Origin of the sequence: Pseudoalteromonas piscicida (assembly GCF_000238315.3) — a bacterium.
Classification (GTDB): Bacteria; Pseudomonadota; Gammaproteobacteria; order Enterobacterales; family Alteromonadaceae; genus Pseudoalteromonas; species Pseudoalteromonas piscicida.
This window is the reverse complement of record NZ_CP011925.1, coordinates 1156003-1167831: the sequence shown is the minus strand read 5'-3', so window position 1 is coordinate 1167831 and position 11829 is coordinate 1156003. Positions and strand designations below refer to the sequence as shown.

Here is an 11829-nt window from a genome sequence, read left to right as displayed (position 1 = left end):
CAAGGATTAAATTGAGCGTTAATAATTAAAGACGCTCAATTACCGCCTGTGTGAAATCGGTAGTGCCGTGGCTACCACCAAGATCGCGTGTTGTACGGTCGCCGCTCTTGATAACGTCAGCTACTGCACTGCGGATTTTTTCCGCTTTATCAGCTTCGCCTAAGTACTCAAGCATTTGAATTGAAGCTAGAATAACTGAAGTTGGGTTTGCAAGGTTTTTGCCTGCGATATCTGGAGCGCTACCGTGAACCGCTTCAAAGATTGCAGCGTCAGTACCAATGTTTGCACCTGGTGCCATACCAAGACCACCAACAAGACCCGCACAAAGATCAGAAAGGATGTCACCGAATAGGTTTGTTGTTACGATCACATCAAACTCTTCAGGTGTCATTACTAGTTTCATACAAGTAGCATCAACGATCATTTCTGCTGATTCAATTTCAGGGTAACGCTCACCCACCTCACGAGCAACTTTAAGGAATAGACCTGAAGTTGATTTTAGGATGTTCGCTTTGTGAACCGCAGTTACTTTCTTACGACCTTCACGCTGTGCTAACTCATAAGCGAAAGTTACGATCTTTTCAGCACCTTCACGAGTGATCTTTGACATTGCTTCCGCTTCGTTGCCATCTTCAGAAACAACTTGACCAAGACCTGAGTACATACCTTGCGTGTTTTCACGTACTGTAATGATATCAATGTCATCGTAACGTGCTTTAGTACCTTCAAATGACTTAACTGGACGAACGTTTGCGTAAAGGCCAAAATGCTTACGCAATGTCACGTTGATTGAAGTGAAACCTTCGCCAACAGGTGTAGTTAGTGGGCCCTTTAGCGTGATTTTGTTACGCTCAATTGCTTCTAGCGTTGCTGCTGGAAGTAATTCACCTGTTTTTTCTAAAGCAGCCAAACCTGCGTCTACGTACTCGTATTCATAGTCGCAACCTACGGCTTTTAAGATCTCGATTGCTGAATCGATGATGCTAGGGCCAATGCCGTCGCCACGGATAACTGTGATGGTTTGCTGTGCCATGTTTTTTCCTTTATCAAAAGTTGGAATACACCCGAGAAGAATTGCAAACTAAGTTTAGTAGAAATTAACAAAGGTGTACGTTCGCTTGTTTAAGCCGCGTTTTATAGCAATTAATTAGGTCTTATTCCAGTATGGAATGAAAAAATGACATACATATGATTTATGCTTGTTATTGATAGTATTTATAGAATAAATATCAGGCAATAGATGAGTAAAATCCGGCCTCTAGTAGCGCTACATCAAACTTTTGCGCGGTAACAAAACGACTTTCAGCTAATACGTCATCGACCAATTGTTTTTGCCACGCAGTTAACACAAAAGTGGGGGATATCACTTTAAGTGCAATCAGTTTAATAAAAATGAACAGTTTACACTGCGTATTGGTCTGAGATTTTTTTAACGTTTCACTATCTAGCATTGCCTTATGAAGAATGCTTTTTTCAAAGTACTGCTGATTAAAGTCTAGGTATTTATCTTTTGCAATCGCGCGGATCCCAAATAGGTTAGCAATTGATACTAGTTCTTCTGAATACTCACGAGAATGGAGTGCCGTGGCATGTTGGATCTCTACCCCTTGTTTAGTCACTAAAAATACAATAACCGCTGCAAATGGCGACAATAAACGCTCAAATTGTTCACCATAACTTTCACCAACATATAAGGCGATGATTTGACTAATCACGCCATATTTATGCACGATATCTTCTGTGAAAGGAAGCTTATGGTTTGCTATGATTTGCTCAAGCAACACGCGCTGCGCCAGTAACCCAGCAGCATCAAGTCCTACCATGGCGAGAGAGTGCCTAACCGATGCGGCTTTTAGATTTTCGCGGTTATACTGCTTTGCTGCTATCTGCAATGCACTTGACACCGAATCGAACTCGCAAATCAGCTTTTCAAGTGCACGAATACTTTGAAATTGACTGTGAGATAAGGCTTTTACTGTTTCTAGTAGGTGTAAATGTTCAGAGCCGAAAGGCATTACCGCAGGCTCAGCAGCTCGGTCCCAAATATTGTAAAGTAGCTTCGCATCTGTCGTTGCAGTTAAACCACAGTGAAACTGGAACTTACGGTTGGCCTTCGCCAGCTTTTTGGTTTGCCCTTGTTCCACAACAGCGATTATTTTTTCACTATTGCTTTGTATCACCAAAAAGCCCTCTTCGCCTTTAATCTCACACAGCAATCCCGCAGGATGTTTAACAAATGCCCCTGCAATTGCACTCAGTACTTTTGATGCAAAAGCATAACTGAGTTTGCTATAAAGAAGCTTAATCGCTCTGTCTAGAGCTATGCAATTTTGTTTGTGTGTTGGCGTTATTAAGCTTGCTAATCGGTGAGCAATTGCAACAATTAAAGAAGCATGGTCATTAAAGCGCTGAGGGGTAGAAGCCACGAGCTTGCTATCGTAGTTTGAAAGGCGAGATAAAATTCGCAAACATTGCAAGTTAGGTGTTTGTCCATCACTCAGTATTTGTACGGCCAACTGATGTCGAACTTTCCAAAGCTTATCTTGCTGTGCGTCTAACTTTTTACCTGCTGCGAGTTGATCGCTTTCTCTCGCTACGCATAAATAGTCCGCAAAGCTCGCAAGCAATAGCTCTTCGGTTACTGCACGAGAAAACTTTAAGTGATGACAAGCCATACAGACCAACACATTTTGATTCATGACCAGATTAGTGTTGTAACCCAAGTTTTGTGAATACAGTCCAAGCTGCCCATGCATGCTACTAGGCGAGGACTCATAACAGTCCATATAAAGCTGTGCAAGTTTAACTAGGGTAGGGTAGATAGAAGACCACTTTTCTTTGTGATAATAAAGCCGTAATACTTTATGTGTACCTTGGGCTATCGCGAACAGCGTTTTACTCGTAACTATCCTTGTATCCATCTATCTTTACCAATTTTATTAAGTAAACGGTCTATTTTAAAACGGTAAAATAGCTTTCTTAGCAAGGCAAAAACATTGCTATTTAGTTGTTCTAAAAGAGGCGTTGTTAACGAAGCTAATATGGTATTTTACCCTTCAAATTGGTTGGAAAATTAATCTAATTGGTATCACACTTTATCAAATGTGACCCGAGCGCCAGGTCCCCAAAGCTTTAATATGCCATTTTCAAACAATAGTCCGGTGCATTCATCTTCCGTTGTAATACCATCTGGTTTTACAAGCTGAGTGCGATAAAACACAATTTGTACAATCGTATTGTCTTGTTTCTTCTTTACATACGTTAGATCTGGGCTACCCAAGGTATCCAACACAGTGTCTAACTCAGTCGGCTTTTCAAGGCTAAGATTACGAATGAAACGATTGTTAAACGCTTCTCGGTCCTGCCAAATCATCGCTTGCGGGTCATCTTTGTAATAATTGATCACGAGAAACACCACAGTAACGTAAACCGCAAGGCCAAGAAATATGTACTGTAGTATTTTCCTAATCATCTAACTGCTCAATAAAGAATGGGTAAAACGGACCTTGTATCTGCAAAAACGGAGATACGCTTGTATGCAATATATCAAAGTCATCTACATTCGCCTAGCGCTTAGCGACGATGTAGTACATTGCCAATCAAAAGTCCTTTCAAACCACTCGTATATCCTTCAAACTAAAGCCAATTTCAATATCTCTTCTTAGTGTCACCAGTGCAAGGCTGGTAACATAGTCGCTTGCTCCGGCCTCTAATTTTGCTTTTGCAGCAGGCTTTACGGTCTCATCTTTTAGCATACTTTCAAAGTCGTCATGTTTTGCCAGCAGCTCTTGCGCCGTCTTGACCCCAACCCCTGTAACACCAGGAATATCGTTCGTCTTGTCGCCACTTAGTGCCCAAAACATTTCGAGCTTATTTTGGGTCACAGAAAATCGACTTTTGATATCTTCAATAGAAATTATCGACTTTTTGAAATAGTCGTACACAGAGATAGCTTCATTTATCAGGGGTAAGAAGCCTTTATCGGTCGATACTATCGTGCAGTTGACATTGGCGGCAGCGGCTTTACAAGCAAGCGTCGCTATCACATCGTCAGCTTCATCATGTTCGGGATTAAATGATTTAATACCTACACTTGCGAACGCTTCTGAAAACTTATCGAGGTTCTGATTTAGGAATTCGGGCATTGGTTGACGGCTTATTTTATATTTTGGGTAAAAGTGATAACGCCAACTCTTATCACCATCAAAGACCGCGACGGCGTGTGTCGCCCCCGTTTTACGTAACAAGCTACGAGTAGCTTGCTCTACACGAAGACAAGAGGCCTTTATATGGGCCTCTTGTTCTTTATTACCTTTTGGTTCGTTAACAGCATAGATGCGCCTGATAAGGTTAAGCGCATCTATTAACAACAAATTATTCATTCACTCTAAGCTTTAATTTTATAACACGGTATATATTTGCTCCCAGGTAGCTTCATTCGCCCCTGAGTTACAAATGCACCTAGCAGCTTATCCATATCGGCCATCAAGGATTTATCGCCACTTAATTCATACGGACCATGCTGTTTAATTGCTGTAATACCTTCATCCTTCACGTTACCGGCAACAATACCAGAAAAAGCACGTCTTAAGTTAGCGGCCAGTAATTGTTTTGGCTGCTCTAGGTGTAAGTCTAAGCCCGACATATTTTCATGCGTTGGTGCAAATGGATGTTGAAAATCGTTTTCAATCTTTAATGTCCAATTAAAGTAATAGGCATCACCTTCAGACTTACGATACTCGCGCACCGTTGCCATAGATTGTTTGAGCTTTTTGGCTACCAGCTCTGGATTGTCTACGATAATCTCAAACTTAGACAGCGCTTCTTTCCCGAGTGTTTTTTCAACAAAGGCACTGAGTTCTTCAAAATATGCAGCCGACTCTTTAGGGCCTGTTAAGATCACAGGTAAACATTGCTTTTCGTTTTCTGGATGTAACAAAATACCCAGTAAATAAAGCAGCTCTTCAGCTGTTCCAGCACCACCAGGGAAAATAATGATGCCATGCGCAATGCGTATAAACGCTTCTAGACGTTTTTCAATATCAGGCAAAATCACTAATTCATTAACAATGGGGTTAGGCGGCTCAGCGGCTATAATACTGGGTTCAGTAAGACCTAAATAACGGTTATTCGAGATCCGTTGCTTAGCATGACCAATTGTTGCTCCTTTCATCGGGCCTTTCATTGCGCCCGGTCCACAACCAGTACAAATGTTTAGGCCGCGAAGGCCAAGTTGATAACCCACTTCCTTGGTGTATTTGTATTCAACTTCATTGATTGAATGACCGCCCCAACAGACAATCATGTTAGGGTCTTTATTCACTTCAAGCGCATCAGCGTTACGCAGCATGTCAAAAACCATATGGGTAATCTCTACCGGCGATTTATTTTCACCGTGGTATTTTTGACAAATAAAAAGTATGTCGCGGATCACGGAGAATATGTGTTCATGGATACCGGTAATTATTTGACCGTCGACAAAAGCTGATTCTGGGGGGTTGCTTAACGCAATTTTTATTCCTCGCTCGCGTGCGAGTAGCTGGATATCGAAATTTTCGTATTTATCGTAGATTTCAGAGCTGGAATCTGTATGACTACCTACATTCAACACCGCCAATGCACAATTTCTAAAAAGCCTATATCTCTCACTTGTGGTTGACTGCTGAAGTAAATCGACTTCCAATCTTGATAATAGGTTAAGAACCCCAGTTGGGTTTAGCTCTACTTGCATAGGCTTACTCCTTGTTTGTAATGCGCAGCGAATTGGTATAACCAAGCAAAGCGGGGGCGAGTATAATGCCTCGCCACTCAGCCTTTACCCGAGTTAACTTTATTTACTTAAAACACAATCTATCTCGCCCGCTATTTTTCGCTTCATAAAGCGCTGCATCAGCTCTGTCAAAGGCGCTCAGGGCAGTATCCCCTTTGACAAACTGAGTAGCGCCGAGAGAAATCGTAATTTCAACTTCTTTTTCTTTAAATTTGAATGGTATAGATTTAATGACTTGCCTTACTTTTTCAAGCGGTTTTTGCGCATGAGTGAGCGGCATGCCCGGCATTAGTAAGACAAATTCCTCGCCGCCGTAGCGTGCGATAAAATCGCTTTTCCTAATAGACTTTTTAAGGGCTCGTGCGATCACTTGCAAGGTTTTGTCGCCCGCACTATGTCCGTAACGGTCGTTGATAGATTTAAAGTGATCGACGTCGATAACAACCAGCGTCACATCTGAATCGTTTATCTCAAATAGGTGCATTTCATGAGTTAGACGCTCATCAAAAGCCGCTCTATTTGGTAACTTAGTTAAGCTATCCAATAGGCTTTTGAACTTTTGTTCGCTGAGTCGCTTTTTATAATTTGAAACTTTAGACTCTAAGGTGTTAATACGATTATTAATTGCATCAAACGAGTCTAGCAGCGCCTCTCGCTCATTTTTTTCAAGCTTTTCACGCTCTATCAAATCAGCACTCAGTAGTTTCAACTCATTGTCGACCAAGGCTTTAAGCTCTGTTATAGAGCTGGCGTTTTGGGTTTGCTGATTTAAGTTTTGAATTTTTGATTCTATTTTATTGTTTAACGACTGTAATTCTTTAGATGTTGATTTTGAACGCGCCGTTGTTTCAACAATAGAGCGATGTAGCTCTTCCAGTGTTTGATTCAGTGAAACCAAAAAACCTTGTGCAGATTGGCGTTCTTTGGCAATCGTTTGCGCAATAATTTTAATGATTTCTGTCGCTGCTGAATATAAATTATCTAAACTGTTGTTTTCAGCAACGCTTGCACGTATACCTTTGACCTTTTCTATAACTTCATCTTCGAAAATTAACTCGTTGATCAAAGCTTGAAGCTCAGCAGCTAATTCAGGGTGGTGAGTATTATATGTTTCTTCAGTAATTTCTACTTTTGATTGTAGAACCGTATGGTAGATAGAAACCAAAGACTCCAACGCGGGGATATAGGCATTAGTAGAGTTGATATCTTCAAGTTCCACATCCAATAAGTGACGCAACTTTCTGCGCGACTCATCTGGTAATCCCTTGAGCTTCTGCAGTAACTTTCCGCTTTGCTGAATTGCTGTTTGCAACGCTTTTTGATTATTTGAATTGGTCACTTCTTGTGACTTTAGCGGCTCGGAAATTCCGTAAATAAAAGGCACAAGCAGCTCAAAATCGACGCCTTTATTAAGTGCAAGGCGAAACTTAGCTAACTGATTATCAAGTGAAACATCTTGCCCTTTGCAGGCTAAGGATAACTTTGCAGCAAACTGAGTAAGGAGTTCTACTTGTTGTTTTCTTGCATCCTCAAGCGTTTTTCTAGCCTCTATGGCTTGTTTTAATTTTTGCTCAAGCATCACGGCATTATCAGTCACAGATTTCCAATCATAAAATAATCTCTTAGTTACTAAGTCTACAACAAATTAAGCTGTTATGCGCAGAAATTTAACGAGGTAAAGTATCGGAGTTTGCTGTTTACTCATCGATATTACTTAGCGTGTAAGTCGCTGATTTGGTAAATTGATTTTATCTCGAATTACCAATACAAAAATAATGAAGAAAAGTCTTATAGCCTTAGCATGTGCAGCAACATTTAGTGTTTATGCTGACGTCGACTACCGTATTTCAATTACACAACCACAGCATCACCTTGCAGAAGTAGAAGTTAAGTTTCCTAAATCCTCACAATCAAGCATTGATGTGCAATTTCCAGATTGGCGTACAGGCCGCTACGAAATATTGAATTTAGCCAACGGTGTACGCTTTTTTGATGCACAATCTCAAAGCGGGCAAGAACAAAAATGGGAAAAAATTGATAAAAACACATGGCGCGTGCACCTAAGCGAACCTACAGAATTAACGGTTAAATATCAGGTTTATGCCAATGAGTTAGGTCTTCGAGCCAGACACATCGATGACACCCATGCGTTTATCGATGCATCTGGCTTTTTGATGTTTAGTGAATCTTTCAGATCTGAGCCTGTTTCTGTTGAACTCAATGTACCTAAAGACTGGCGCTCAGTCTCTGGTATGGACTTTGCCGATTCAAAACACCGCTTCAAAGCCGATAACTATGACATATTGTTAGATTCCCCTATTGAAACTGGTATTAATCAACTGCATAAATTTGAAGTAGATGGCCGCAAATATGAATTAGTTATTTGGGGTGAGGGCAACTATGACGTTGACCAAATGCTCGCTGATCTTAAAAAACTTGTTCAAACCGGCACCCTCATTTGGCACGATTATCCTTATGATCGGTATGTTTTTATGGTGCATGCAACCAGTGGTGCACGAGGGGCAACAGAACACTTAAACTCGACAATTATTCAAAGACATAGAGACAGTTTTAAAGAAAGAGATGATTACATTGGTTTTATCTCTACAGCAGCACATGAATTCATCCACACGTGGAATGTTAAGAACTATCGCCCAGCGGGCATGGTTCCTTATGATTACGTGGCACCAAATTACACTGATTTGTTGTGGCTAGCAGAAGGCTCAACCAGCTACTTTGAGGATTATTTGCTGCTAAGTGCAGGGATCAGCACCAATGACGAATATCTTAAAATGCTGACTAAGCGTGTTAATCGTCATTTGAAAACTCCTGGTCGTCATGTTCAGTCGGTAGCAGCAACGAGCTTTGATAAATGGATCAATCAAGGTGGCGATCATGGCATAAATTACAGTACCAATATCTATTCAGAAGGTGCGTTGGTGTCCATGGCACTTGACATCGACTTACTCGAAAAGTCAAACGGAAAAATTAGCTACCGTGACGTTCATAAAGCGCTTTACCAACAGCATAAACTGCCAAATAGCTTTACCAGTGAAGATGTTAAAAACATCCTAAAAGCGCTTACCGGTAAAGACTACAGTACTTGGTGGAATAAACATGTTGAGACACCGGCGAACATAGATTTTGACAAGTTATTCGACGAAGTGGGGCTTGTTTATGATTATCCAGAGTCGGCAAAAGTGATTGCGGGCATAGATGGTATGGCAAGACAAAAGGGGGAATTACTGGAGTTGACCCATGTAGCTCGAGATGGAAATGCATGGCAAGCAGGGTTAACGGCAGGCGATCTTATCGTTGCATTTGATAAGCACCATGTTCGTAAAGATTTAAAAGCGAGCTTAGAAAACTTCGAGCCAGGTCAAACAATCGCGGTAGACTTTATCCGTCGAGATAAGTTGATGAATACAAAAATCAAGCTTAACCGCGAACATGATAAGCCTAAAAAGATAACATTCATGCCTAATCCATCAAGCAAGCAAGCGCTACTTTATAGAGCATGGATGGGGGTTTCTCACCCAAATGAAATAAAATAATACGCAATCAAAAAGGGCTGATGATTATCAGCCCTTTTTTAGTCCACAGTCCTAAGCTTAATCTCAATCAGCTTAACTTAGGGCTACTTAACTTACATAATGCGAGAGAAGAAGCGTGAACGGTTTTTAGAACGACTTCTACGCATAGAAGAGCGGATCTGAGAACGTGTACCTGCAAGCCAGCTTTCGCGATCGACCTTAGCGTTATCACCACGTCTTGCTTCTTCAGTAGCTCTAAAACCACAGAATTCACGGTATGCTTTTAAATCTAGCGACAGTTCTTGTAACACAAGTTCAATCATAATCGCATCATCGACATAGCCTAATACTGGAATATGATCTGGAACGATGTCTTCTGGCTCACTGAAGTAAGCAAGAGACGCCATGATCTCGCGCTTTTCATCTTCTGGCATTTGCCATTCTTCATCTAACACTGCGTCAATTAGCGTTTGTAACGAAATTAGACGAGTGCTTACAAATTCAGGAAGGTTGGATTTTTCCATCGTTGCCACTAAATCACGCGCTTTAGCAATGATTTCGGCATCACTTACATCGCCATTTTTCTCAATAGCAGCTTTCATCATTCCACGGAAGTGTTCAAGATCTGAATCAGAGAGTTCAAAGTTGATTTCTATAGACACGTCTGTGCTCCCTCAACGTTGTTATTATTAATGGTTTAAGCAAAAAGTTAAACTTATTGCAATAATCTTAGATACTAGCACATCTTTTTCAGAAGTCTTCCCATAAATTACACTTTTAACACGAATTTTTCTCTATTACGTACAAGTATAAAACCCATTGCTCAAAAGGCGTACAGCGGCTTTCGCACCATATAACTAGAAGTGTTGCTGATAGCGTTTGAGAACCAGCCCGCGATAAAACTTGTTTTTTATAAACTTATTTATCTGTAGCAACTGCTTACGCCAAAAATACCGCTTTGCTCCTGTAACACTTGTTGCTCTATCTATGGTACTCGCAAACTTTTCACCATGGCTAACAGGACAAGGACTCATTACGAATACACTTAGATCTTTTTCCCAAAAATGTTGATAATCAATATCAATCGGTCTGCCAAAAGGAATTGATTTGGATAATATTTTCTTTGCTCCTTTAAGACTTACAAGCTGGGCAACGGTTCCGGCAGGTACCTTATTTTGCATAAATAGCGATAACGATTTATTTAGCGGGAAGCTTGCAATCGGAGTACGTTTGTTCTTCTGAGATTGAAATAGCTTGATCATATCCCAATCAAATGGCAATGAAGCGATCAGTTGGTCAATCTGTGCTAAGTCGTCGTGTAGTTGGAAATCATCTTCAAAAATAAAAGCGTAGGGCAGTTCTAACTCAACAATTTTGCTCAGTACTTTTATATGACTTAAATAACAGCCTATCTCACCTAACGTTAAAGGCCGGAAGTATTGCTTAGTGTTTTTTAACTTACAATAGCTCGTATCTAAAACGTCTGGGCTCAGCTCTGCACCTTTTATAGCACTTATTCTTTCAAAGGGTAGTGAGAACTTATCAAACTGGAAAGTAGACTCCTTGAGTCTATCAGTACAAGAATCTAAATTGATGAGAAAAATATTCGGTTTGGTCACAATGAGTCTTAAATCCGCTAACTAATTACATTTTGAGTGTGCGACTTTTATATGACAGTGAAATGACGAAATTCTGACATAGAGTAGGGTATCAACCCTACTCTATAGGAAAGTATTACCAGTCACTCGCAGCTGAGCAATAACTCACTGCAGTCTGACGGTCTTCCGTTCTGTTATCATGGCGACTTGACATGCCGATGATTGCACCATTACCACCTAATGTCCAAGGTTGGTCGTAGCCTGTGTATTGTGTTGTAATACATGATTCAGCGAATAGTGCAGCGCCTGTGCTCGAGGTTGCCATAGATGCGCAATTAAAGTTAAACAAACGGTCTTCTGTGCCATTATCGTGGCGACTTGACATTCCGACAAAGAATTGGCCATTAGGACAAACAAAGTTAAACGCTTGATCATATGAATTTACGTAACCGCTCCACTTTGTCGTTTTACGATAAATGCGACTACCGCTATCCGTTGTAAATTTTGCACAGACTAAGCTAAAGCGTCTGTCTTCTTGTTTATCTTGGTGGTAGCTTGAAATTGATTTAATAAACATATTACTTGGACAAGTGTAAGTAAATGCTTGGTCAAAATCATTTAAATACCCCGTATTGAGTTCACTATAAACGCGTAAGTTACCACCAGCTAGCGTTGAAAAATCACTGGCAATTTCTGTGCGCTCAGTTTTTGCTAACTTAGTCTCAGTAACGTCATAACCTGAAACATCGTTATTAGTTTCTATTAGCGCAATTATCTCATCTAAATTCTTAGCTTGAGAAGCGGGGATCTCATATACACTGCCATTTACTGTATACTCAAATGGCTTAGCTTGTTCATTAGCCGAAGCAGGGATGCAAAACATAGCAACAGAGAGGGATAGAGCCGACAACTTTATCAATGTGTTCAT

At 40.7% G+C, this 11829-nt stretch carries 10 protein-coding genes; 1 reads left to right on the top strand and 9 read right to left on the bottom strand.

Going from position 1 to position 11829, the window contains the following annotated elements:
- Positions 1-25: 25 nt before the first annotated feature.
- The 6 genes from PPIS_RS24500 to PPIS_RS24475 form a co-directional block, all read right to left on the bottom strand.
- Positions 26-1033 (bottom strand): isocitrate dehydrogenase, encoded by a 1008-nt coding sequence (locus PPIS_RS24500; RefSeq protein ID WP_010377116.1) that lies wholly within the window; start codon positions 1031-1033, stop codon positions 26-28.
- Between the two features lie 196 nt (positions 1034-1229).
- Positions 1230-2921 carry a hypothetical protein gene (locus tag PPIS_RS24495; protein WP_010377118.1) on the bottom strand — a complete coding sequence of 564 codons (1692 nt, stop codon included), beginning with the start codon at positions 2919-2921 and terminating at the stop codon, positions 1230-1232.
- 167 nt (positions 2922-3088) lie between these two features.
- Complete coding sequence (locus tag PPIS_RS24490) at positions 3089-3472, bottom strand: DUF3192 domain-containing protein (protein WP_010377120.1); 384 nt, start codon at positions 3470-3472, stop codon at positions 3089-3091.
- 139 nt (positions 3473-3611) lie between these two features.
- Positions 3612-4382, bottom strand: coding sequence for a flap endonuclease Xni (gene xni / locus PPIS_RS24485; RefSeq protein ID WP_010377121.1), 771 nt, complete (start codon positions 4380-4382; stop codon positions 3612-3614).
- 5 nt (positions 4383-4387) lie between these two features.
- Positions 4388-5731, bottom strand: coding sequence for a nucleotide 5'-monophosphate nucleosidase PpnN (gene ppnN / locus PPIS_RS24480; RefSeq protein WP_010377123.1), 1344 nt, complete (start codon positions 5729-5731; stop codon positions 4388-4390).
- Between the two features lie 103 nt (positions 5732-5834).
- A complete protein-coding gene (locus tag PPIS_RS24475; RefSeq protein ID WP_010377125.1) occupies positions 5835-7367 on the bottom strand; it encodes a GGDEF domain-containing protein in 1533 nt (510 codons plus the stop codon).
- A gap of 178 nt (positions 7368-7545) precedes the next feature.
- Here PPIS_RS24475 and PPIS_RS24470 point away from each other — a divergent pair, with 178 nt between their 5' ends.
- Positions 7546-9324: a M61 family metallopeptidase gene (locus PPIS_RS24470; protein ID WP_010377127.1), complete on the top strand. Its 1779-nt coding sequence runs from the start codon at positions 7546-7548 to the stop codon at positions 9322-9324.
- Between the two features lie 92 nt (positions 9325-9416).
- Here PPIS_RS24470 and PPIS_RS24465 read toward each other — a convergent pair whose 3' ends face one another.
- From PPIS_RS24465 to PPIS_RS24455, 3 genes are all read right to left on the bottom strand, one after another.
- Positions 9417-9965 (bottom strand): YkvA family protein, encoded by a 549-nt coding sequence (locus tag PPIS_RS24465; RefSeq protein ID WP_010377130.1) that lies wholly within the window; start codon positions 9963-9965, stop codon positions 9417-9419.
- A gap of 195 nt (positions 9966-10160) precedes the next feature.
- Positions 10161-10922, bottom strand: a complete 762-nt coding sequence (locus PPIS_RS24460) for a glycosyltransferase family 25 protein (RefSeq protein ID WP_010377131.1) — start codon at positions 10920-10922, stop codon at positions 10161-10163.
- Positions 10923-11037: 115 nt separating this feature from the next.
- Positions 11038-11829: a dermatopontin-like protein gene (locus tag PPIS_RS24455; protein WP_010377133.1), complete on the bottom strand. Its 792-nt coding sequence runs from the start codon at positions 11827-11829 to the stop codon at positions 11038-11040.

Coding starts and splice junctions, on each gene's coding strand:
- PPIS_RS24500 (WP_010377116.1), bottom strand. CDS start 1,033: ATGGCACAGCAAACCATCACAGTTATCCGTGGCGACGGCATTGGCCCT.
- PPIS_RS24495 (WP_010377118.1), bottom strand. CDS start 2,921: ATGGATACAAGGATAGTTACGAGTAAAACGCTGTTCGCGATAGCCCAA.
- PPIS_RS24490 (WP_010377120.1), bottom strand. CDS start 3,472: ATGATTAGGAAAATACTACAGTACATATTTCTTGGCCTTGCGGTTTAC.
- xni (WP_010377121.1), bottom strand. CDS start 4,382: ATGAATAATTTGTTGTTAATAGATGCGCTTAACCTTATCAGGCGCATC.
- ppnN (WP_010377123.1), bottom strand. CDS start 5,731: ATGCAAGTAGAGCTAAACCCAACTGGGGTTCTTAACCTATTATCAAGA.
- PPIS_RS24470 (WP_010377127.1), top strand. CDS start 7,546: ATGAAGAAAAGTCTTATAGCCTTAGCATGTGCAGCAACATTTAGTGTT.
- PPIS_RS24455 (WP_010377133.1), bottom strand. CDS start 11,829: ATGAACACATTGATAAAGTTGTCGGCTCTATCCCTCTCTGTTGCTATG.